Annotated in this window: 19 protein-coding genes and 1 pseudogene; 7 read left to right on the forward strand and 13 right to left on the reverse strand. The window is 66.3% G+C overall.

Translation table 11 applies throughout. The features are described from left to right. Window positions 1-33: 33 nt before the first annotated feature. Window positions 34-1,329, reverse strand: coding sequence for an HlyD family secretion protein (locus tag J6500_RS10290; RefSeq protein ID WP_225712573.1), 1,296 nt, complete (start codon window positions 1,327-1,329; stop codon window positions 34-36). A gap of 183 nt (window positions 1,330-1,512) precedes the next feature. On the opposite strand from J6500_RS10290, the gene J6500_RS10295 reads away from it, so the two are divergent. Further along, on the forward strand, window positions 1,513-2,154 hold the full coding sequence (locus tag J6500_RS10295; RefSeq protein WP_225712574.1) for a TetR/AcrR family transcriptional regulator: 642 nt from the start codon (window positions 1,513-1,515) through the stop codon (window positions 2,152-2,154). Window positions 2,155-2,297: 143 nt separating this feature from the next. Further along, window positions 2,298-3,140: a GNAT family N-acetyltransferase gene (locus J6500_RS10300; RefSeq protein ID WP_225712575.1), complete on the forward strand. Its 843-nt coding sequence runs from the start codon at window positions 2,298-2,300 to the stop codon at window positions 3,138-3,140. 176 nt (window positions 3,141-3,316) lie between these two features. Here J6500_RS10300 and J6500_RS10305 read toward each other — a convergent pair whose 3' ends face one another. The 4 genes and pseudogenes from J6500_RS10305 to J6500_RS10320 all read right to left on the reverse strand — a co-directional run bounded on the left by J6500_RS10305 (window position 3,317) and on the right by J6500_RS10320 (window position 8,715). Beyond that, window positions 3,317-5,983 (reverse strand): flavin-containing monooxygenase, encoded by a 2,667-nt coding sequence (locus J6500_RS10305; RefSeq protein ID WP_225712576.1) that lies wholly within the window; start codon window positions 5,981-5,983, stop codon window positions 3,317-3,319. 239 nt (window positions 5,984-6,222) lie between these two features. After that, window positions 6,223-6,927, reverse strand: a pseudogene (locus J6500_RS10310) (SDR family oxidoreductase). 71 nt (window positions 6,928-6,998) lie between these two features. Beyond that, window positions 6,999-7,370 carry a response regulator gene (locus J6500_RS10315; protein ID WP_225712577.1) on the reverse strand — a complete coding sequence of 124 codons (372 nt, stop codon included), beginning with the start codon at window positions 7,368-7,370 and terminating at the stop codon, window positions 6,999-7,001. A 118-nt stretch (window positions 7,371-7,488) separates the two neighbouring features. Beyond that, complete coding sequence (locus J6500_RS10320) at window positions 7,489-8,715, reverse strand: extensin-like domain-containing protein (protein ID WP_225712578.1); 1,227 nt, start codon at window positions 8,713-8,715, stop codon at window positions 7,489-7,491. A gap of 930 nt (window positions 8,716-9,645) precedes the next feature. Here J6500_RS10320 and J6500_RS10325 point away from each other — a divergent pair. The 3 genes from J6500_RS10325 (at window position 9,646) to J6500_RS10335 (ending at window position 12,669) form a co-directional block, all read left to right on the forward strand. Beyond that, window positions 9,646-10,401: a DUF2147 domain-containing protein gene (locus J6500_RS10325; RefSeq protein WP_225712579.1), complete on the forward strand. Its 756-nt coding sequence runs from the start codon at window positions 9,646-9,648 to the stop codon at window positions 10,399-10,401. 300 nt (window positions 10,402-10,701) lie between these two features. Then, complete coding sequence (locus J6500_RS10330; protein ID WP_225712580.1) at window positions 10,702-11,022, forward strand: hypothetical protein; 321 nt, start codon at window positions 10,702-10,704, stop codon at window positions 11,020-11,022. A 159-nt stretch (window positions 11,023-11,181) separates the two neighbouring features. Then, window positions 11,182-12,669 carry a FecR domain-containing protein gene (locus J6500_RS10335; protein WP_312018210.1) on the forward strand — a complete coding sequence of 496 codons (1,488 nt, stop codon included), beginning with the start codon at window positions 11,182-11,184 and terminating at the stop codon, window positions 12,667-12,669. 42 nt (window positions 12,670-12,711) lie between these two features. On the opposite strand, the gene J6500_RS10340 is transcribed toward J6500_RS10335, so the two are convergent. The 3 genes from J6500_RS10340 to J6500_RS10350 form a co-directional block, all read right to left on the reverse strand. Next, a complete protein-coding gene (locus tag J6500_RS10340) occupies window positions 12,712-13,539 on the reverse strand; it encodes a class I SAM-dependent methyltransferase (protein ID WP_225712582.1) in 828 nt (275 codons plus the stop codon). Window positions 13,540-13,592: 53 nt separating this feature from the next. Further along, window positions 13,593-13,973, reverse strand: a complete 381-nt coding sequence (locus J6500_RS10345) for a hypothetical protein (protein ID WP_225712583.1) — start codon at window positions 13,971-13,973, stop codon at window positions 13,593-13,595. Between the two features lie 116 nt (window positions 13,974-14,089). Further along, window positions 14,090-14,395: a nickel-binding protein gene (locus J6500_RS10350; RefSeq protein WP_225712584.1), complete on the reverse strand. Its 306-nt coding sequence runs from the start codon at window positions 14,393-14,395 to the stop codon at window positions 14,090-14,092. Window positions 14,396-14,550: 155 nt separating this feature from the next. Between J6500_RS10350 and J6500_RS10355 the strand changes: the two genes are divergently transcribed. Continuing rightward, window positions 14,551-16,371 (forward strand): winged helix-turn-helix domain-containing protein, encoded by a 1,821-nt coding sequence (locus tag J6500_RS10355; protein WP_225712585.1) that lies wholly within the window; start codon window positions 14,551-14,553, stop codon window positions 16,369-16,371. Here the strand turns inward: J6500_RS10355 and J6500_RS32205 are convergent, their stop codons facing one another. After that, window positions 16,372-17,235 carry an NUDIX hydrolase gene (locus J6500_RS32205; RefSeq protein ID WP_225712586.1) on the reverse strand — a complete coding sequence of 288 codons (864 nt, stop codon included), beginning with the start codon at window positions 17,233-17,235 and terminating at the stop codon, window positions 16,372-16,374. A gap of 131 nt (window positions 17,236-17,366) precedes the next feature. Continuing rightward, entirely contained in the window at window positions 17,367-18,287 is a 921-nt protein-coding gene (gene asd, locus J6500_RS10365) for an archaetidylserine decarboxylase (RefSeq protein ID WP_225712587.1), read from the reverse strand. A 34-nt stretch (window positions 18,288-18,321) separates the two neighbouring features. Between asd and J6500_RS10370 the strand changes: the two genes are divergently transcribed. After that, window positions 18,322-19,986 carry an aminotransferase class III-fold pyridoxal phosphate-dependent enzyme gene (locus J6500_RS10370; RefSeq protein ID WP_225712588.1) on the forward strand — a complete coding sequence of 555 codons (1,665 nt, stop codon included), beginning with the start codon at window positions 18,322-18,324 and terminating at the stop codon, window positions 19,984-19,986. Window positions 19,987-20,429: 443 nt separating this feature from the next. Here J6500_RS10370 and J6500_RS10375 read toward each other — a convergent pair whose 3' ends face one another. The 3 genes from J6500_RS10375 to J6500_RS10385 all read right to left on the reverse strand — a co-directional run bounded on the left by J6500_RS10375 (window position 20,430) and on the right by J6500_RS10385 (window position 23,063). Further along, window positions 20,430-21,050, reverse strand: coding sequence for a hypothetical protein (locus tag J6500_RS10375; RefSeq protein WP_225712589.1), 621 nt, complete (start codon window positions 21,048-21,050; stop codon window positions 20,430-20,432). Window positions 21,051-21,287: 237 nt separating this feature from the next. After that, window positions 21,288-21,971 carry a class I SAM-dependent methyltransferase gene (locus tag J6500_RS10380; RefSeq protein WP_225712590.1) on the reverse strand — a complete coding sequence of 228 codons (684 nt, stop codon included), beginning with the start codon at window positions 21,969-21,971 and terminating at the stop codon, window positions 21,288-21,290. A 36-nt stretch (window positions 21,972-22,007) separates the two neighbouring features. Beyond that, a complete protein-coding gene (locus J6500_RS10385; protein WP_225712591.1) occupies window positions 22,008-23,063 on the reverse strand; it encodes a glycosyltransferase family 4 protein in 1,056 nt (351 codons plus the stop codon). Between the last annotated feature and the right edge of the window lie 111 nt (window positions 23,064-23,174).

Consider the following 23,174-nt stretch of genomic DNA (forward strand, 5'->3'; position numbering starts at 1 on the left):
GGGCTTGGACCGCCGGTCCGAAGCCGCCAGACATCACTGCGGATGGATCATCATCGGCGCGTCGAGGTCGGTATCGGCGTCGGCATCCGCCGCGCCCTCACTGGTGTTGACGGTGGTGTAGACCGACATGCCGGCGCGCAGCAGGCCCTGTTTGGCGACACTTGCCGGCACGCGGATGCGGACCGGCAGCCGCTGCACGATCTTGGTGAAATTGCCGGTGGCGTTATCGGGCGGCAGCAGCGTGAACACCGAGCCTGCCGCCGGCGAGATGCTGTCGACGATGCCGGTGAATTTGCGGAAGCCGTAGGCGTCGACCTTGATCGTCACGCGCTGGCCCGGGCGGATGCGCTTGAGCTGGGTCTCTTTGTAGTTGGCGTCGATGAAGACGCCGTCGAGCGGCACCACATTGCCGAGCCGCTGGCCGACATTGATGTAGTCGCCGGTATTGACCATTCGGTTGGAGAAGGTGCCGTCGACCGGCGCGCGGACCTTGGTGAAATCGAGGTCGCGTTCGGCCTTGGCGAGCTGGGTCTGCAACTCGGCGAGCTGGGCGCGGGCCTCGGCCTGCTGCGCCCGGGTCACCTCGACATTGTCCCTGGCGGCATCGAACGCGGCCTGCGCCGAACGCACCGCGGCCTGACCCTGATCGCGGCTAGCCTCGGACACCTCGAAGGTGGCGCGTGAGGCAAAACCTTTGCTGTTCAGCGCCTGCTGACGATCGAAATCGAGACCGGCGCGCTTCAGGCCGGCTTCGGCGGAGACGAGCTGCGCCCTGGCCTGCTCCACCGCGCTCTCCTGCGCGGTGACCTGGCGGCCGATGCGGTCGATCGTCGCCTGCTGGGTCGCGATCCTGGTGCGCGCGGCATCGACTGCGATGCGATAGTCGCCGTCGTCGATCCGGAAGATCACGTCGCCGGCCCGCACCAGCGTATTGTCGCCGGGCAGGATCGCCGCGATGTGGCCGGCGACGCGCGCACCGAGCATGGTGTTGTTGGCACGGACATAGGCGTCATCGGTCGAGACGTAGAAGCGGCCGATCGTCAGGTAATAGGTCGCATAGCCGGCGGCGGCGAGCGCGAGCAGACCGAGGATGCCCATCAACACGAATTTGCGCTTGCCGGATTTCGGCGCGGCAGCGGCAGGCGGCGCGGCCGGCTGCGCGGAAGCAGGTGTGCCCGGCGTCTCGGCAGGACGGCGCTTCGCTTCATCGGCGATGTCAGGGGCGTCCTGCTCGGCGAGATCGGCGGACGCATCACGCGTCACCTCGTCCGCCGCCGTCTGCGGCTCGGCACGAACGATGCGCGCGGCCTGATCTCTCGCTGCGGCCATGAAAGGGCTCTCCACAAATCCCCGATGCGCGCGGTGCGGGATTTTGCCGCGCGGCCATCGTCGGTTCCATAGTTATCATTGACCGAACCGTTCGGTCAATCTACATACACAGCTGCAGATTATAATGCGTCGATTCTTGCCACCGGCCATTTTGCGTTGAGTTCTTGCCGAAAAGCTAAACCAATGGTTGCAGCACCGCCCAGCCCCGCCCACCTCGTCGAGGAGGAATCCTCGAAGCGCCGCCAGATCCTGGACGGCGCCCGCAAGGTATTCCTGGACCTCGGTTTCGACGGCGCCAGCATGGGCGAGATCGCCCGCGCCGCCGGGGTCTCCAAGGGCACGCTCTATGTCTATTTCCCCGACAAGGCCGGGCTGTTCGCGGCGATCGTCGAGGAGGAGAAGCTCGCCCAGGGCAAAATCATCTTCAATTTCGATCCTTCGCGCAGCGTCGATGTCACGCTGCCCGAATTCGGCCGCGCCTATGTCGGGATGCTGTGCCGGCCCGGCGGCGGCTCGGCGATCCGTACCGTGATGGCGATCGCCGAGCGGATGCCCGAGCTCGGCAGCCGGTTCTACACCCATGTGATCGCCCACACCGTCGACCGCTTCGCCGCCTATCTCGAGGCGCGCGCCGCACTCGGCGAGCTCGTGATCGACGACTATCAGCTCGCCGCCTGGCAGTTCATGCAGATGTGCCAGGCGACGCTGTTCCAGGCCTTCATCTTCCAGGCCGCGCCATCGCCCTCGCCGGAGCGGATCGCGACCGTGGTCGACAGCGCCACGCGCGTGTTTTTCGCGGCGTACCGGCCGAAGCAAACTGGCTGATCTCTCGCGTCATTGCGAGCGAAGCGAAGCAATCCATGCTTCCGTTCTGCCGAGCTATGGATTGCTTCGCTTCGCTCGCAATGACGAGGAGATATCGGTGCGCTATCATACGCGCTGCGCCGCCAGCGCGAGGATAGCCATCGATGACCGACCTCACCATCCGACACATGCAGCCGGACGAGATCGCGCTCGCGGCGGACTGGGCTGCGGCGGAGGGCTGGAATCCCGGTCTCGCCGATGCCGCCTGTTTTGCCGCCGAGGACCCGCAAGGGTTTTTCATCGGCGAGATCGACGGGCAGCCCGCAGCGGTGATCTCCTGCGTCAATTACGGCATGCGCTTCGCCTTCCTCGGCTTCTACATCGTGCGGCCGGATCTGCGCGGGCGCGGCTACGGCCTGAAGATCTGGAACGCGGCGATCGCGCATGCGTGTCCGCGCGTGATCGGGCTCGACGGCGTGGTGGCGCAGCAGGCGAACTACCGCAAGTCGGGCTTCGAGCTCGCCTACGCCAACATCCGTTACGGCGGCGTGGTCGCTGCGCCGCCTGCGCCTAATGCAGATACCATCGCGCTGACCGATGTGCCGGCAGCGTTGATCGAAGCCGATGACGCGACGGTGTTTCCGGCGCCGCGCCCGGCCTTTCTGCGCGCCTGGATCAATACGCCTGGGCATGTCGGACGGGCGCAGATGCGCGATGGCCGGTTGGCCGGCTGGGGCGTGATCCGTCCGTGCCGGAGCGGCCGCAAGATCGGGCCGCTGATCGCCGATGACCGCGCCGGTGCCGAGACCGTGCTGTCGGCCCTGCTCGCGAGCAGCGGCGGCGGCGGAATCTTCCTCGATGTCCCCGACATCAACCGCGACGCCGTGGCACTCGCGCAAAGCCTCGGACTCGCGCCGGTGTTTGAGACCGCGCGGATGTACACCGGCGCGATCTCGCAATTGCGGATCGATCGCGTGTTCGGCGTCACGACGTTCGAACTGGGTTAGGTTGCAAGACACTGCGTTCCTCTCCCCGTTCTTACGGGGAGAGGGTTGGGGTGAGGGGCTGCATCCACAAACTGGTTGGAGACGGACTCGCGGCGAATCCCCCTCACCCGGAACGCATCTAGCGATGCGTTCCGACCTCTCCCCGCGAGCGGGGCGAGGTGAAGCGGCGCCCGCGACTAGTTCGCCGCAGCGTTGATCCTAGGCGCAGCAACGTTGTCCTGCTCGATCTCCTCCGGCAGTCCCGCGAAGCGGCGCAGCGCCCGCGCCATCTTCACGCGGCCGCTGACGCCGGTGATGATGACGTCGACCATCGTGAACGACGAGTGGAAGTGGCCGTGTGCCTTCAGCTGCTCGACCGGAACACCCGCCTTCGCCAGTGCCTCGCCATAGGCGACGCCCTCGTCGCGCAGCGGATCGAACTCGCAGGTCGCGATGAACGCTGGCGGCAGGCCGTCGAGCTTGCCGCGCAGCGGCGCGACGCGCGGATCGGTGCGGTCGGCCGGTGAACAGTAGATGTCCCAGAACCAGTACATCAGCCCGCGGGTCAGGAAGTAGCCGGTCGCATTCTCGACATAGGACGGCCGATCGAAATCGCTGTCGGTGACCGGACAGATCAGGAGCTGGCCGGCGATCTCCGGCCCGCCGCGATCGCGCGCGAGCTGGCAGGTGACGGCGGCGATGTTGCCGCCGGCACTCCAGCCCGCGACCAGCACCGGCCCTGCTTTTCCGCCGAGCTCGGCGGCGTGGGCGGCGATCCAGCGGGTTGCAGCATAGCCGTCCTCGGGCGCCGCCGGGAAGCGATGCTCGGGCGCGTGGCGATAGCCGACGCTGACCACGATCATGTCGGTGCGCCGGCACAGGTCGCGGCAGAACGGATCGTCGGATTGCTCGTCGCCGAGCACCCAGCCGCCGCCATGGAAATACACCACGATCGGATGCGGCCCCGGCGACGCCGGCCGGTACAGCTTATACGGCAATGGGCCGTCCGCGCCCTGCAACATGCCGCTGCCGACCTCGCCGACCGGCCGCCCCGCCGGACGGCCCTTGTTGAACTCGTTGAGGAAGTCGCGTGCGCCCTGCGCGCCCATCGTCTCGAGCGGCGGCAGGTTCATCTCACCGAGCAGGTTCAGCACCAGCCGCACGTCGGGCTGCAGCCGCACGATCTCGCCGTCATTGCATTGCGTCGCGACGCCTGGACCCGACAGCTTGAAGCCGAGCATGCCGCGGCTGACCACCTCGTTGCAGATGCTGCGATAAGGACCGACGCCGCCGGTATAGGGCATCACCACCTGCGGCTTGCCGGGCACATTGGCTCCCGTGTACCAGGTGTTGGCGAGCCGGTGCAGCGTCAGCATCGAACAATCGGCCATGTGGTGCTGCCAGCCTTGCTGCGCGGTTTCGGTCGCCTCCATCGTCGTGAAGCCGGCATCGCGCAGCGACGCGATCCGCTCGACCACCCAGTCGACATGCTGCTCGATCGACACCGCCATGTTCGACAGCACCGACGGGCTGCCGGGACCGGTGATCATGAACAAATTGGGGAATCCAGCGACGGTGACGCCGAGATAGCTCTGCGGTCCCTGCGCCCAGACGTCGGACAGCGACTTGCCGCCGCGGCCCGAGATCGGATGCACCGCCATGATGGCGCCGGTCATCGCGTCGAAGCCAGTGGCGAACACGATGACGTCGAGGTCGAAGCTGCGCTTGTCCGTGCTGATGCCGCTCGCGGTGATCTCCTTGATCGGCTCCTGCCGCAGATTCACCAGCGTCACGTTCGGACGGTTGTAGGTCGCGTAGTAATTGGTATCGAGGCAGGGCCGCTTGGCGCCGAACGGATGGTCGTAGGGGGTCAGCGCCTCGGCCGTCGCCGGGTCGTTCACGGCCGCGCGGATTTTTTCGCGGATCAGGTCGGCGACGATCCTGTTGCCGTCGACGTCAACGGCCTGGTCGGCCCAGAGCTGCGTGAGAATATGGACGAGGTCGCCGGCCGCCCATGCTTTTTCAAAGCGCTCGCGGCGCTCGGCGTCGCTCAGCTGCCAGCTCACCACGGTCTGCTGCGGATAGGGCACGCCGGCCATCGACAGGCGCGCCTGCTCGCGATAGGCGGCACGGTCGCTCTCGAAATAGGTCTTGCGATCTTCCGGCACCGGACCATTGCCCGCCGGCAGCGCGAAGTTCGGCGTGCGCTGGAACACGGTGAGCTGCGCGGCCTGCTCGGCGATCAGCGGGATCGACTGGATCGCGGACGAGCCGGTGCCGATCACGGCGACGCGCTTGCCCTTGAGGTCGACGCCCTGATGCGGCCAGCGGCCGGTGAAATAGATCTCGCCCTTGAAATCCTTGACGCCGTCGATCTCCGGCGGCTTCGGCGACGACAGGCAGCCGGTCGCCATGATGTAGTAGCGGCACGAGATCGGGCCGTTGTTGGTCTCGAGTTGCCAGCGCTCGCTCGCATCGTCCCACGTCGCCTTCGTCACCTTGCTGCCGAAGCGGATATCGCGGCGCAGATCGTAACGGTCGGCGACGAAGCCGAGATAGCGCAGGATCTCGGGCTGGGTCGCGTATTTCTCCGACCAGGTCCATACCTTGTCGAGCTCGGGATCGAACGTGTAGCTGTAGTCGATGGTCTGGATATCGCAGCGCGCGCCGGGATACCGGTTCCAGTACCAGGTGCCGCCAACATCGCCGCCCTCTTCGAGCGCGATCGCCGACAGGCCGGCCTTGCGCAGCCGATGCAGCAGATAAAGTCCGGCGAAACCGGCGCCGACGACCGCGACGTCGACCTCTGTGGTTCCGCCCTGCGTGAAGTCCGAAGCACGTGCTGCGACCGCTGCGTCTGGCATGCCATTCCTCCCATATGTTTTGATTGTGCGGAAGGCTAGACCTGCGCGTTCGGTTTGTCATCACGACAAGTGCAATCTCAGGTGACCACATGTGTGACACGCGCGGCCTGCAGCGCAAGATGCAGCGTGTAGACGCAACTGGTGAAGCAGTCTCCTGCAAAATCACGAAAGCGCAGTTTCTCTCTGCGCGTCGTCCCGGCGAAGGCCGGGACGACACCGAGTGTTTGGTGCCCGCAGCCTTACACCGACCGCATCAATCCGCCGTCGACGCGGATGTTCTGGCCGGTGATGTAGCCGCCACCGTCGGAGACCAGGAAGGCGATGGTCGCGGCGATCTCCTCGGCCTTGCCGTAGCGCTTCATCGGCACGCTGTCGCGGCGTTCGTCGGTCAACGGCAGGCTGTCGATCCAGCCCGGCAGCACGTTGTTCATCCGCACATTGTCGGCGGCGTAGCTGTCGGCGAACAGTTTTGTGAAGGCGGCAAGTCCGGCGCGAAACACCGCCGAGGTCGGAAACATCGCGCTCGGCTCGAATGCTCAGGCGGTGGAGATGTTGACGATCGCGCCCGACCTCTGCGCCTGCATAACCGGCGCGACGAGGCGCGTCGGGCGGATCACGTTCATCAGATAGACGTCCAGCCCGGTGTGCCACTGCTCGTCGGTCAGTTCCAGCACGGGAGCGCGCGGGCCGTGGCCGGCGCTGTTGACCAGCGCATCGATGCGGCCCCAGCGCGCCATGACGCCGTCGACCGCGTGCTTCAGATCATCGTTCGACCGGTTCGAGCCGGTGAAACCGATGCCGCCGAGCTCGTTCGCCAGCGCTTCGCCCTTGCCCGATGACGACAGGATCGCGACGTGGAATCCGTCCGCCGCGAGCCGCCGCGCCGCGGCCGCTCCCATGCCACTGCCGCCTGCGGTGACGAGCGCGACTTTTCCTGCTGCCATGATCGACATCCCCGTGATGAACCGACGCAATGTCTATCATCAGGGATCGCGCGGCGCGACAGTCGGGGCGGCTACGCCTTGACCAGCCTCTTCACCGCCGCGACCAGTTCGTCCGGCGAGAATGGTTTTTGCAGCAGGATGCTGTTCGGCACGCCCTTGGTCGGCCACTCGTCGCCGCCGCCGCCGGTGATGTAGAGCACCGGGAAAGACGGATCGACCTCGCGCGCACCGCGCGCCACCCGCCAGCCGTCGAGCCGGCCGAGCAGCCGGATGTCGGTGACCAGCGCGCTGTATTTGGTCCTGAAAGCCTTCAGCAGCGTCAGCGCTTCCTCGCCGGAGGGGGCGATCGCGGGCTCGAAACCGCCGTCCGTCAGCGCGTCCTCCACCATCATCTGAAGGTCGCGATCGTCTTCGATGACGAGAATAATCGGCGCGTCTTGCAAAGCTGTCCCCTAACAAATCACGCGGTTGCGCCCGGCTCAGCGAGCATATGCAACAAGAAAGTGGCCACCGTTTGCACGATGTCACCCGGTAAGAATACGGGGGCGGTTCGGACGCGCCCTATTCGTCCGCGAATTCGTCTTCTTCGTTGGCCCCGGGCTTGCCCCGGGGCGCGACCGGCCTTCTGCCGCCAAGAGAACCTGTGACATAAGGTTCGCGCGCTGCATAGGGGCTGCGGCCGCCGGCGCGCGCGGCAACCTCCTCGCCCGACACCGCCGCCGGCTGGCAGATGATTCGCCGGCTGGCCCGGCGCATCAGGTCCACATGGATGTGGTCGTAGTGATAGACGTTGGAGCCCGGCGCCAGCACCGTGTTGAAGTGCTGGCAGGCCGCGCCCTGGACGTCGCGCAGGAAGCCCTGCTCCTCCGGCAGGCCGCGCCAGCCGTCCTTCACCGAGATGCGGCGGCCGTCGGCAAGCGTGAAGGCGGCGATGTCGAGCGCGTTGCCGAAGGCGTGCTCGGAAATATGCGCACGCGAGTTGCCGTTCATGCCGCGGCAGGAATAGGCCGAGATCTGCTTGATCTCGGCCACGCGGGTGCCGAACCAGCGCTGCGCCGCCGGCTGCACCGAATCGGCCAGCCAGCGTTCGAGCGCCGAGACGATCGGGCATGCCAGCGTCGCCGCCGGTTTCACCGCGACGGGACCGACGGCCATCACCGGATTGCCGCGCGACGGACCGAGCCGCGGCGCGGCGTCGGGCTGCTGTGAATACGGCGCTGGCGAATAAGGTCCGGCCGCGCTGTCGCGCTGCGGGTTCGCCGGCAGGCCGGGATAATAAGGCTTCTCAGCTGCCGCGCCCGGCGTGCCCTCGGGCGGCAGGTCGATCTCGTCCTGCTGGGACGCGACGCCGGGCGCGGTCAGCGAGATCGGTCCGTTCTGCCGGCTGCCATAACTCGGCTGACTGCCGTAGCCCGGCTGGCTCGCGGACTGACTTGAATACGGCGCCTGCGCGGACGGCGGACTCGGCTGCTGGTTGATCGGCCAGCGCGGCTGGTTGCCGATCGGCGCCGGCGGCCGCAGATCGTCGGCAAACCCGTAGGCCGAGCTGGCCTCGCCGAGCGCCGCGACCTTGAGCGGGAATTCCGCGCCGCAGACTCCCGGTCCGGAGATCGGATCGATGCGAACGAGGTCAGGACCTTCCTTGACCGCGCCGGATTTCAGACAAGCGGCCTCGGCCTCGGCCCGCCACGGCTCGCGCTCGGCGGTCTGAAACAGACCGCGGCCGCAACCAGCCAGCGAAACAAGGACAAGGGAGCCGACGAGATACAAACGAACTCCACGCGTCATGGCGCGCAGGTTCTGCTAATTTATTTAAAGACTCTTCAACGCATTGATTTCATGTATCTTTAACCATGCGATGGAACCGGAAATGGTATCCGGACCCGCGGACGATAGCCGGCCGGACAGCAGGGCTGACTTTTTCACTTCGGAACCAGTTGCTAGCATTAGCGTTAATGCGGGCAGCGTTGTGAACCGAGGGAGCTTCCCAATGGATTTCGCGAGTCCTCTGCTGAGCAAGCTGAGCATTGTGGCCGCGTACATAGCGTTAGCCTTCGTCGGCGCCATTATTCTCGGCGTGTTCTAGATTTGAGACGAAGCCCAGAATTTCGCGCCCGGCGGTCGCCCCCGCCGGGCGTTTTGTTTTCCAGCGACAGGGCGCGTCGCGCGCGGTCTCACCACGCCCGTCGTCCTGGCGAAAGCCAGGACCCATAACCACCGAATTTGATTGAAGGCGGGATCGTGTGGCCCTGGCATCGCACAACAACAAGCAGCTGGGGTAATGGGTCCTGGCTTTCGCCAGGACGACACCGAATGCTTGGTGCCGCTTGTGGGGCATACGTCACGTTCTCTCGGGGGTGACGGCGACAGAGCGCGTCGCGCGCGGTCTCACCACGCGCGTCGTCCTGGCGAAAGCCAGGACCCATAACCACCGAACTTGATTGAAGGCGGGACAGTGGCCCTGGCGTCGCGCAAGCAACAAGCAGTTGGGGTAATGGGTCTTGGCTTTCGAAGACGACAGTGAGTGTTTGGTGCGGCTTGTGGACATACATTCACAGTGCGCTGCGGCGCTGCTGCCCGCGAGCAGCGACGCGATCAGGCTCAGGTGCTTCATGGTTGCCCCGATCGCCTCGTCGTGACGTGCATCACAGAGGGCCTCACCAATCGCGCGTAACGTCCGGGCCAGACCGCTTCACCCGCTGAACGCTGGAGGCCCCGATGAAAAAACTCGCCTTGATCGCCGCGCTGCTGATGGCCACCACCGCTGCACAGGCTGGCGGTGCCGGCATCACTCTGCAAATTGACGGCCAGCGCATCCGCGTCGAGGCACCGCGCAATTGCAGCGCGCTGTCCTGCATCCGCATCTCGGCCCCGGGCTACAACGGCACGCTCGGCAACCTCAACAAGGGCCTTGGCTCGAACGCCGATGATGACGAGGACGATGTTTCGCCGACCGCACCGCCTCCTGCGCCGTCCGCGCCGGTTCAAGCCACCGCTCCGCGGCCGCAACCGGCTGCGTCGGCCGCAACCGCCGCCACAACACCGTCCGCTCCTCCCGCCCCGGCGACAACGGTCACAACCGCTACGCCTGCGCCGGTCGAGGCCGCTCCCAGCACGCCAGAACAGGCTCCCGTCGCCGCGCGGCCCGCGCCGCAACCTGCTCCCGTCGCGGCTGCGCCGGCACCCGCGCCGACTGGACCGATCGGCGTCTGGGCCACCGAAGAGAACAAGGGCAATGTCCGCGTCGAGCCATGCGGCGCCAATCTCTGCGGCTATGCCGAGAAGAGCGGCGAGCGGATCCTGATCAACATGAAGCCCGACGGCAGCAAGTGGAGCGGCCGCATCCACGACCCCGACTCCGGCCGCAACTACGATTCGACCATCGCGATGAAGGGCCCGAATGCGATGCGCGTGCAGGGCTGCGCCTTCGGCGGCATGTTCTGCGGCGGCCAGACCTGGAAACGGGTCAGCTAAAGCGGGATGAAGTTAGCTTGAACTGGTTTGGCCTCTCGATTCACCTCTCCCCGATGGGGAGAGGTGAATTTCCGATGACGCGCCAACTCGACCAGATCGTGCTTCACACGGCGGACATCATCGCCTCAAACTGACAATTCGCTCCTCGATTTCGAAATTCGATAGCTCGCCTGGTCAACGAAACCAACGGAGCGCGCGACGAAACCATTTTGACGCCCCGACGAAGAATTGCGGAAACCAGGCGCCTCTAGGCATGCAGCCGACGCACCGCTTCGATGCGATCGACACCAGGGGGAAATCATGACCTTCACCGTTTCCGCACTCCGTCACGGCAAACTGCTGGCCGCCACCGCCTTCACGCTCGGCCTGCTGACCTCGGCATCCTACGCCTACACCGACGAGCAGCAGCAGATGTGCACCGGCGATGCGATGCGGCTGTGCAGCGCCGAGATTCCCGACGTCGATCGCGTCACCGCCTGCATGATCCGCCAGCGCTCCCAGCTCAGCGACGGCTGCAAGGCGGTGTTTCACTATGTGCCGCCGGCGGCGCAGCCGGCGAGCTATTCGCCCGCGGCGAGGCCGGGCAAGCCGCTCGCCATCACTCCGCACAAGCGCGGCTGAGGGTTGCTGCCTGGACCGAACGGGCACCGTGCTCCCAGTGGAGCGCGGTGCTTGATCGTGTCGGCGTGCCATGACAACAAGGCAGCACCATTCATGCAGCATTCAGCCTGACGCGGCTCAATTGCGCCTCCGTCCGAATGCTTCCCGGAATCCATGCTGATGTGGCGCAGGCTGTCTTTCGCGCTTCTGCTCGGTGTCGGCGCCGTGAGCGGCTGGCACACGGAAGTTGTCGCGGCGCCTGACCTGACGCAACTGGCACAGGCGCAGCCCGCGCCGGCTCCGAGTGCGGCGCCGGCAGTGCCGGCGCCCGCGGCAACGCCGGCGCCCGCTGCAAGTCCGCAAGCCGCCACGCCCGAGCCGATCGGCAACGTCGCGACGCTCACGGGCACGGCGACCGTCAAGCGCAACAACGCCACGACAGCGCTGCAAATCCGCGACGACATCTACGCCAATGACGAGGTCGCGACCGCCGCGACCTCGTCGCTCGGCATCACCTTCAACGACGGCACCACCTTCAACCTGAGGGCGTCGACCACGATCACGATCGACGCTTACGTCTATGAGGACGGCGGCAGGCAGAACAACGCGCTGTTCGACGTCGCCAGGGGAACGGCAGCCTTCGTCGCCGCCGCGGTCGCCAAGACCGGCGACATGAAGATCTCGACGCCGACCGCAACGCTCGGCATCCGCGGCACCACCGGCCTCGTCGAGGTGCCCGAAGGCGCGACCACGACCCGCAACAATGTCGGCATCAAGCTCTATCCCGACGAGGACGGCCATGTCGGGCGCATCGAGGTGCACGACCGTGGCGGCGTCTCGCTCGGCGTGCTGACGCGCGCCGCCAGCGGCTTTGCGATTCGTCCGGGCATCGGGGGTGCGCGCTTCGCCGCGGTGCCGCTGACAATCTCGGCGCAGCAGGTGGCGCGCGATCGCGGCTTCGTCCGTCAGGTGCACTCGGCGCAATTCGTCGGCCGCCAGATGGTGAACGAGCAGCGCGACTTCCGCCGCGCCAATCCCGATTTCCGCCGCAACAATCCCGCCGCGCCCTATCCGAACCGCGGCCAGCCGCTGCAGCCGGACCAGTTGCGGCCGAACGGTCTGCCGGGCCAGAACCGCAACGCGCCGGGCCAGCCGGGTCAGCAGAACCGTCCGGGCCAGTTGCAGCAGCAGCCCGGCCAGCCAAACCGCCCCGGCCGGCAAGGCTTGCAGCAGCAGCCGGGCACACAGCAGCAGGGCGCGGCTGGCCATGCCCTGCCGGGCCAGCCCGGCGGCGCCGCGCTGCCACGCACATCGGGCGGACGAGCTCCGGCGGGGCAGCCGGCGCCTACGCGTCAGGATCCGCGACAAGGGGGCGTGCAGCAACAATCGCCCGCGCGTCAGGGCGGCTTGCCGCCGGGACGCATGCAGCAGCCCGGCCAGCAGCCGGGCGGCGTGCGGCAGCCGACGCAGCCGGGATATCCGCGACAGGGCATGGTGCCGCCGGTGCCGGGCGAGACGCGGCCGGGCTTCCAGCAGGCGCTGCCGGGCGGCCGCCTGCCCGGCCTGCTGCGGCCGGGTGCACAGCCACGTCCCGGCTTCCAGCAGCCGCAGCGACGGCCGCCGCTGGCGCGGCCCGCAAGACCGGAGCGCAAAGACCAACGTCAATGATCGGCGTCGCGCGACGTGCTGACACGCACACGCAGCGGCGGATCAGCCGCGCCTGGTGATGACGGTCTCCAGATATTCGCCGGGGATCACCAGCGTGCCGTCTTTCGCGGTGTTGAACTGGTCCATCAGACCGAACATGTCGGCGGCAAGCGACTGCTGCTTGCCGGCGTCGATCGCCCCGAAGGCCTTCAGCACCGGACCGTAATAGGTGCGGAAGATATCGAGGAAGTGTTCGCGCGACCTGTAGCGGAAGGTGAAGTGCCTGCGCTTGGCGTCGATCGCCGCCTTCGAGCCGAACATGGTTTCGAGATGCGCCTCGGTGCCCCACAGTGCCGGCGACTTCACGCCCGGCGCCGGCGGGACATATTTGCCGATCGTCTTGAACAGCTGGCCGATGAAGCCTTCCGGCGTCCAGCAGGCGAGGCCGATCTTGCCGCCGATGCGGCAGACCCGGCGCAATTCATTTGCCGCCTGCTGATGGTCGGCGACGAACATGACGCCGAACGTCGACAGCACGACGTCGAAACTCGCGTCAGTGAACGGCAGCTTCTCCGCGTCCGCCTCCTGGAACGTGACGGGCAGGCGCTCGGCCGCCGCGCGCTCGCGGCCGCGTTCGAGCAGCGCGCCGACATAGTCGATCGAGACCACATCGGCGAAGCGGCGCGCCGCGGCAAGCGTCGCATTGCCGTTGCCGGCGGCGACGTCGAGCACGCGCTGGGTGCTGCGCAGGTCGACCGCCTCGCAGAGCATCTCGCCGACGATCTGCAGCGTGGTGCCGACGATGGCATAATCGCCGGAGCTCCAGGTGGCCTGCTGGCGTGCCTTCAGGGCGGCGAGATCGACGGCGGGCGTTTCGGTCTGAATGTTCATTGAACTCTCCGTTGAGTGTCGTGATGAAATGCATTGCGAAAAAGTGCTGCGGGCTATTCCGTGCGCTGGTCGAGGATGGCCGGGATCGCAGACGCGACCACGATGTTCCACTGCGAGCGATAGCGGCAGCGGTGACGGTCAGGTTGCTGCGAAGCCACATGCTGCGCGCGTGCGCCATGATGGCCGCGCACGATCAGCTCTTCCGCCCGGGTGAACACGGGCGCGGACAAGCCCGCGACCACCAGCGCGAACAGCGTGCGTCGTGCGATCAGCCGGGAGCGGCGGATGTCGGCACTCGTCAACGGCCGGCCGCCGAACCGGCGCAGCATGAAGCGGCTGACTTGCCGCTCGCGCGCTGCGAGCATGCGTGCGACCGACACGTTGACGATCCTGCGCAGGCGCGACAGGAACATGGAAAACTGCTTCTGCACCAAGCCTGATGCCGGCTCCTTGAATGAATAGAACATCATCGTTTCCTTGATCGAAAAATAACGATGGCGCGCCGGACGATCATCGAGCCGGGATGCACCATCCGACGCTTCGCAAAGCGTCACTCGGCTGCAATGGGCGGTTCGACCGGATCGTCCCGCACGACGACCGTGGTCGCAACCTTGTAGAATTCCTCACCGGGCATGCCGACGCGGCGCGCATGCTCGCGGATCGAATCGCCGTCACGCGCCTCGTAGATGCAGAACGTGCCGATGCGACCATCTGCCTCATGCACCACGTAGCTGCGAATCCAGCGCACGCGATCCGACATCTGCTCGTTGCCGATCTCCGCGGAGGCCGCGCCGGCAGCTTGCAGCTCGGCCATGTTGGCCCAGGCGCTCGGACGGCGAATGACATAGAGTTCCATGGAATGCTCCTCATGACGAATAGTTGAACAGCGGGCCGCGATGATCGCGAGCCATGAGGAGCTATAGGCGCCCTCGCCGCCGCCTGTCCTTACCGCGGGCTGATCATTGTCTGATCTTTGCCTGAACCTTTTCCGCGATGGCCTGACACAACGACATGGCCTTCGCCTTTGGACCGTTCGAGCTTGACGAAGCGGGCCGCGTCGTGTTGTGCGCGCGGCAAGAGGTTGCTTTGCAGCCGCGCGTCTTCGACCTGCTGGTCTATCTCGTCCATCACCGCGGCCGCGTCGTCTCCAAGGATGAACTGCTGGATGCGGTGTGGCCCGACGTCACAGTCACGGACAATTCGCTGCAACGCGCCGTGAGCGCGCTGCGCGCCGTGCTGCGCAAGGGCGGCATGGAGCATGCGATCCGCAATCTGCCAGGCAAGGGCTATCGCTTCAGCCCTGACGGCGAGATCGGGCAGCCGATGCATGCCGCCGACATCAAGTCCGGCGAAAGCGCCGGCGCGATCGGTCTCGCGCGGAACGCCGTCGCCGGAAAACTGTGGCTGCAGGCGGCCAGCCTGTTCGAGAGCGCGCATGAAGACGGCGCGCTTACCGCCGACGATCTGCACGATTGGGCGCTGGCGCTGCAATGCCTCGGCAGGCCGACGACGGCGATCCCGATTCTGGTTCGCGCGGTCAGCGCCCGCGTCAAGACGGGCGATGCCGCCGGTGCCGCGGTCGATGCCATCACGCTGTCGGGACTGCACTTCGAGAGCGGCCAGGCCGCGATCGGCAAGGGCTGGCTCGCGCGCGCGGAGGATTGGGCGTCCGACCTGAACGATCCGGCGACGACGGCGCTGGTGCTGTGGATGAAGTCGAAGCTCGCCGCGTTCGATGGCGAGCCGGAGCAGGCGCTCGCATTGGCCGACGCCGCATATACGGCCGTGCGGCACAAGGACGCCATCGGCGTCGAGGCGCTGAGCCTCGCCTATCGCGGCTTCTACCGGCTGTGCCTCGGCGACACCCGCGGCGGGCTGGCAGACCAGGACCACGCCGCGGCGCTCGCGCTCTCCAGCAACGCGCTGGATCCGATCATGGGCGGCATCCTCTACTGCAACGTCCTGTGGGCGTCGCGGATGTTCGGCGACTGGGCGCGCGCCGAGCAGTGGACGCGGAGCTACCAAGGCTTCTGCTCGGGCAGCGGCATGGAACTGACCGGATCGTGCCAGTTGCACCGCTCCGAGGTGCTCGGCATCCGCGGCTCGCTCGAGGAAGCGCTGTCGCGCATCCAGGACGCGCTGACGCGGCTCAGCAGCGATGCGCCATGGTCGATCGGCGACGCCAACCGCGTGCTCGGCGATATCCAGGCCGCGATCGGCAATGACGACGCGGCGCTCGAAGCCTATGACCGGGCCTACGCGCTGGGCTGGTGTCCCGAGCCGGGCCGCGCGATGCTGCTGCTGGCGAGGGGCGAAGCCGAAGCGGCTTACGCCGGCCTCGAGCGCAGCCTGATCGGCAAGACCTGGTGGACGCTGCAGCGGCGCGGCATCCTGCTGGCGCATCTGGCGCTGGTCGCGGCCCACACCCGTCGCAACGCGCAGGCCGAGGCCTTGATCCGCGAGCTGTCCGGAAGTCCGGATCGCTGGCCGATGCCGTCGATCCGCGCGCTCACCAACGAGGCACAGGCGATGTTGGCGCTCGGCCGGCAGGATCATGAAGCCGCCTTGCAGTACCTGCACCTGGCGCGCCAGCTCTGGTCGAGCATCGACGGCCGGGTCCAGGCCGTGCGGCTGCGGCTCCAGATCGCACGGCTTCAGTTCGAACGCGGCGACATCCGTGGCGCCGCGACCGAACTCCACGCGGCCCGGCTCATCGCAAGCGAGATGGGATCGCGCAAGCTTGCAGCCGATTGCATTGCCCTGCAGCGCGACATCGATTGGTCGGCGGGCGGGCACGCTCTGGCTGCCCAGCGCAAGCGATCGTGCGGCTGATCACGCCGCGCGGCGCAGCCAATCCCGCACGCGCTCGAGCAGGTTCTTGCGCAGCATCGGCTGCGCCTCCGCGCCGGCGGGTTCGATCTCAGACGCAAAGGATGGCGACGCTGCCGCCGAAGCCGTGCAGGCGTCCCGTTCGCTCTCGACGTCCTTGCTCTCGGCCATATCGCCTGCGTCGGCAACATCCTGCTGCGGCGCCTCTGCGACAGCGGGGACCTCCGCAGCCGGCGGAGCGAGCTCGATCACTGGCGCCTCCGCAACCTCGGTCGCTGCTGCCACTTCGGTCGCCTCCGCGACCTCCTGGATGCTAACGATCTCGGGCGCTTCTGCGATCACCGGTGTCTCGACGACCGGCTCCTGCTCGCTGGCCGGCGCCCGCCCGGCAAGGCGGCTCTTGCGCCGCTCGGCGGCTGCGGCCCGTAGACGTGCCCGCCGCTCGCGCTCGGCGTGAGCTGCGGCCTGCAGCGCGATCGGCCCGACATTTTCCAGGAACGCGCGCTCATAGCCGCGCGACAGACGCTCGAGCGCCTGGTCGAGCGGCAGCCAGTCGACCTCCCTGATGTCGCTCATCAGCTCGCGCACCGGCTTGCCGCCGGCATCCATGCGCCAATAGTGCACCACCTTGGAGCGGCCGCCGGACTCATAGACCAGCGTGCCGATGAACTCGTGCACGTCGACGGCGTGGCCGGTCTCCTCCAGCACCTCGCGCTCGGCGGCGGCACGCGCCGTCTCGCCGTCATCGAGCTTGCCCTTCGGCAGCACCCACTCGTTGCGCTTGCGCAGGCGCACGACGGCGAACCGCGGCGGTGCTTCCCGCCGCAGCACAATGCCTCCCGCCGCCATCACCGGCGTCCGCGCCATCTCTGTTCCTAAAGGGTTGCGATGCTTAAATCGTCTCGGACGATCGCGACCATATAAAGACAGGCTGCGAAAAAAGCGAGATCAAGATGGGACTTCGGTTCTGATTGAATCAGAACCGAAACCCAAAATCCTTACTTTGACGCGTTTTCTTCACGCGAACCGATGCTCACTTCGCTTGAAAACGCTTTGAGCGGTTTTCGCAGCAGCGGCTCGCCGCATTTGATCCGCGCTCCTTCCGCAACATTGTCGCAGAACTCGAAATTGCCGGGCGCCAGCACGATGATGGTCGAGCCGTGTTCGAACCAGCCGAGTTCGTCGCCCTTTTTTACATGCGCGTCGCAGGGGAAATCCACCGGTCCCCGCGTCTGCGCGTTCAGCGTGACGTCGAGGAAATGCAGGCGCAGGCTCGCCACCAGGATGGCCGCGACCGGAACCAGCGTCAGCGCCTCACCGGTCGCAAGCTTCGCGCGCAGCACCGCGCGCTCGTTCTTGCAGAACAGCCGCTCAATCCGCTTCAGCGCGATCGGATTGACGTTCCAGACGTCGCCGTGAATGAACGTGACCTTGTCGATCGCAAGGTCGTAGGGCGCGTGGAAGCGATGATACATGCTCGACGTCAGCCGCAGCGTAACGAAGCGGCCGTTGCGGTGCTGCTCGACCAGTGCGGGATCGCCGACCAGATCGAGCAGCGAATAGGGCGCACCCTTGACCTGGAACAGTTGCCCATCCTCGATCGCGCCATGCGCGCCGATGATCGCATCCGAGGGGCTGGCGATGATGGCGGGGTCGGCCACCGCTGGACGCAGTCCGGGCTTGAGCTCGCGGGTGAAGCAGTCGTGCAGGCTCTTGAACTCGGTCTTCTTCGCCTCCGACAGATCGAGGTCGGAGAACAGCTTCCAGCAGGCGATCGAGGCATCGCGCACCAAGGGGTTCTCGACCTTGGAGAACCAGCCCATGAATCGGGTCAGGGCCGCCCGCGGAATCCGGTTGGTGAGCAGGAAATTGAGGTCCTCCTGCTGGGTGAATGCCGAGATCAGGCCCTTGACTGTCATGAATCTGTTAGGTGCCGAGGCTAGCGCTTCTGTCATGGAAACATCCCTTCCGATTCTCTCGCTGTCCGCCGCCGCGCTCGCCGGCGCCGCCGCAGCTTTCCCCAAAATCCAGGCCCGCCTCGCGCTGTCGCGGGCCAAGCACCGCTCGCTGGCCGGACATTCCAAGATGTCCAAGATGGTGGCGCGGATGGTGCCGAAATACGAATTCGACATCGACGCGTTCTTCCGCTCCGACGGTGCGCCGTCCGAGGTCGCGATGCAGCGCCAGGACGGCTTCTTCCGTCTCGCCGGCGTCTACCAGGAGCGCTACCCGAAGGGCCGCGCGCTGACCGCCGAGGTCGCGGAGCGCATCTCCGACCTGCAGTTCACTGAAACCTACCGGGTGCCGTTCCAGTACAGCCGACTGGTGCGCGAGCATCTTGGCACCTCGACCTTCATGCAGGCCTCCAGCGGCGTCACCGTCACCGACGTCGACGGCAATGTGTTCTACGACCTGACCGGATCCTACGGCGTCAACATCTTCGGCAACGACTTCTACAAGGAGTGCATCGCCGAGGGTGAGAAGCGCGCCCATGCGCTCGGTCCGGTGCTCGGCCCCTACCACCCGGTCATCGCCGACAATGTGAAGCGCCTGTGCGAGATCTCCGGCCTCGACGAGGTCTCGTTCCACATGTCCGGCACCGAGGCCGTGATGCAGGCGGTGCGGCTCGCGCGCTACCACACCAGGCGCAAGCGCCTCGTCCGCTTCGCCGGCTCCTATCACGGCTGGTGGGGCGACGTGCAGCCGGGTGTCGGCAACCCGGTGTCGCCGCACGAGACTTTCACGCTCGCCGAGATGTCGGAGAAGACGCTGCACGTGCTGCGCACCCGCAAGGACATCGCCTGCGTGCTGGTCAATCCGCTGCAGGCGCTGCATCCGAATTCCAACGCGCCCGGCGATTCCGCGCTGGTCGATTCCTCGCGCCGCTCGAAATTCGACCGCGCCGCCTACACCGAATGGCTGAAGCAGCTGCGCGAGGTCTGCACCGAGCGCGGCATCGTGCTGATCTTCGACGAGGTGTTCGTCGGCTTCCGCCTCGCTGCCGGCGGCGCCCAGGAGTACTTCGGCGTCAAGGCCGACATGGTGACCTACGGCAAGAGCCTCGCCGGCGGCCTGCCGATCGGCGTGGTGTGCGGCCGCAAGGACCTGATGCGGCGCTTCCGCGACGACCGCCCGGCCGACGTCTGCTTCGCCCGCGGTACCTTCAACTCGCATCCCTACGTCATGACGGCGATGGACGAGTTCCTGAGCCGCCTCGCCAGCCCGAACTTCCGCTCGATCTACAACGGGCTGGACGGGACCTGGAACGGCCGCGCCAAGGCGCTCAACGACCGGCTCGAAGCGCAGGGCCTGCCGGTGCGCGTCGGCAACATCTCGTCGATCTGGACGGTCTATTACACCGAGCCGTCCCGCTATAACTGGATGCTGCAATACTATTTGCGCGCCGAGGGCCTGGCGCTGAGCTGGGTCGGCACCGGCCGGCTGATCTTCACCCTCAACTACAGCGACACCGACTTCGCCGAGGTCACCGAGCGGTTCGTCGCGGCGTCCGAGAAGATGAAGCGCGACGGCTGGTGGTGGCACAAGGACGGCCTCACCAACAAGAACATCAAGCGGCAGATTTTGCGCGAGATGGCCGCAGCGAAGTTCAGGCGCTGAGCGCGGGCACCGCTCTATCGCCCCCTCGCCCCGCTCTTGCGGGGAGAGGGTTGGGGTGAGGGGCTTTCTCCACAAAATCGGTAACAGACGGACTCGCGGTGAGCCCCCCTCGCCCGGATCGCATCCGACGATGCGATCCGACCTCTCCCCGCAAGCGGGGCGAGGTGAAGCGAGCGCACGACATCTACGGCCTTCCCTTGCCTCTCCCGCTTGCGGGGGAGGCCGGATCGCATCGCCAGATGCGATCCGGGTGGGGGCTCTCTCCTCGCAAAGAGGATCGCAAGCGGCGACACCCCCACCCCAGCTCTCCCCCGCAAGCGGGAGAGGGAGTGCAGTCCCGTCGCGGCGAGCGGCTTGGCCTGATCTCTTCACGGAAGCCCCAAGACGTAGATGCCCGGGACGAGCCCGGGCATGACGCAGTTCGAAGAGGTTGGGGACAACGATCAGGCAGCGTGCTTGACGTGCTTTTCGAGACCCGGGTCGATCAGCTCGCCCTTCATCAGGAACAGCGGCGCCTTGTGGTAGAGCTTTAGGTCGTTGAAGGGGTCGGTGATGATCTTGGTCATCCAGACGAGGCCGGTCTCGACGTCGCGGATGAAGAACAGGTGGATGGTGCGGAACAGCAGGCCGCCGATGCCGACCGCAAGCCAGACCTTGGCCACCTGGCGGGTGAAGTCACCCATCGTGACCCAGGGCTTGAACAGGCCGAACAGCGTCGGATCGAAGTACAGCACCATCGGCGACAGCGCCCAGATCGCCATCAGCACGACCTTGCGCTGCAAGTTGTAGCCGACCTTGATGTCTTCCTTGTGCTCGTGGGTGGCGTGGTTGACGTGGTCGTAGCCCTTCGGCTCGAAGAAGAAGTGACCGGCCTGGCGCGAGGTCATCGAGACCAGCCAGCCGACCAGTGCTGACACCACCGGATCGAAGAACAGCATCACATAGGCGAACAGGAAGCTCAGCGCGCTGACGAAGTGCAGGCTCTGGTTGATGCGGCTGTGATGATAGTAGCGATGGTCATCCCAGCGCTGGGTACGCAGCTCTTGCAGGAAATTCTTGATCATTGGTTCCCCCAACATCGTTCGGAACTGGGTTTACAGAGATTCGATGTAGCGTGTGTGACATCATCATAATGACATATAATGATGCGGAGCGACGCGTTGACGCAACCGGAGAGTGACCTCGCCTCATCCGGCACGCGCTTTCGCAGCGGATGAGGCCGAGGATTGGCACCGGAGTTTCCCGGTTCGAGGCGCGCTGTGCGCCGCCTCAGGCCGGCAACGACGGTGGCTCAGGCCACCTCAGGCGGCCTTGGCGACATCAGCCTTGCGGAAGCGGACCAGCGAGAAATGGCCGAGCGGCGGGATCAGGCGGCGTTCGGCCAACTCCATGCCGCGGGCGCCGGCCAGCCACTTGGTGTAGCGCGACCAGGCGAATTCGGCGGTGCGGAAGCCGAGCGGGCGCACCACCGGCTGCAGCTTCTGCTCGATGAAGCGGCGCACGCCGGCATCGGCGCTGACCCGGGTCAGGATGATCAGCTCGCCGCCGGGGCGCACCACGCGGGCGAACTCGTCGAGCGCGGCCTCCGGGTTCGGCACCGCCGACAGCACGTACTGCGCCATCACCACGTCGAACGAATTATCGGGGAATTCGAGCTTCTCGGCGTCCATCACCGCGAGCCCCTCGACGTTCTTCAGGCCGTATTCGCTGACGCGCTTCTTGGCCTTTTCCAGCATCGCTTCGGAGATGTCGGTGCCGAAGATGCGGACATTCGGGCTATAGAGCGGCAGCGAAATGCCGGTGCCGACGCCGACTTCGAGCACGCGGCCGCCGATCTTGTTGGTGGCCTGGATTGCCGCCTGCCGGCCCTTGCTGAACACGCCGCCGAACACGAGGTCGTAGATCGGCGCCCAGCGGTCATAGGCCTGCTCGACCGTCTCGCGGTCGAAGGAACGCTTTGCGTCCAGCTTGAGGATGTCAGCCATAGATGGTCTCTCGTCTGCTTTCGTTCGATTGAAAGGTTAATTCGGAACGGCGGTCCGGCCGGCGACGCGGCGGGCAGGCCGCGGCGCGCGGCTCGGCTGCAACGTGGCCAGATTGCCGATGAACTGACGCGCACTGTTTTCCCAGGAACGCTCCAGCGCGAAGTTGCGGCAGGTCTCGCGCGACATCGTCAGCGCACGCAGGCAGGCGGCGCGCAAATCATGATCGATCGCGCCGATCGGATGGTCCGCGATCACATCCTTCGGACCGGTGACCGGGAACGCGGCGACCGGCGTGCCGCAGGCCAATGCCTCGAGCTGCACCACGCCGAACGTGTCGGTGAGGCTCGGGAACACGAAGACGTCGGCGGCGGCGAGGTGCGAGGTCAAATCCTGGCCCTTCTTCTCGCCAAGGAAAATCGCGCCGGGATATTTCTGTTCCAGCGCGACCTTTTGCGGGCCGTCGCCGACCACGACCTTGGAGCCCGGCAAGTCGAGCGACAGGAAGGCGTCGAGGTTCTTCTCCACCGCGACGCGGCCCATCGTCATGAAGATCGGCCGCGGCAGATCGAGCTTCGCCGGCTGGTCGGGGTTGAACAATTTCGTGTCGACGCCGCGGGTCCAGAAGCCGAGCTTGCGGAAGCCGCGCTCGGACAGTTCCTGCCGCAGCGAGTCGGTCGCGACCATCGTCATCGACGCGGCGGCATGGAAGTGGCGCAGCACGGCGTAGCCGACGCTGTCCGGGATTCCCGTACGCACGGAGACGTATTCGGGGAAGCGCGTCGTGTACGATGTCGTGAAGGCAAGATCGTTGCGCCTGCAATAGCCGCGCACCGCCCAGCCGATCGGACCTTCGGTTGCGATGTGGATCGCCTCGGGTGCCAAGTCCTCGATCCGGCGCGCGATCTCGCGGCGGTTCGGCAGCGCCATGCGCAGGCCCGGATAGGTCGGCACGCCGACCGAGCGGAAGCCTTCCGGCGTCAGGAAGGTGATCTCGGCGCCGAGCGTCGCGGCGCTCCGCGACAGCGAGGTCAGCGTCCGGACGACGCCGTTGACTTGCGGATGCCAAGCATCAGTCGCTACGAGGATGCGCATTGCAGGAGATCCAAATCGTTAATTTGATTCTGCTCGCACGACGTTCTGACATGGATGTTTCAAACGTATGACGTCATCGAAATGTTAGGTTCTTTTTCAGGGCACAGCGCC

The organism is Bradyrhizobium semiaridum, from assembly GCF_020329505.1.
Classification (GTDB): Bacteria; Pseudomonadota; Alphaproteobacteria; order Rhizobiales; family Xanthobacteraceae; genus Bradyrhizobium; species Bradyrhizobium semiaridum.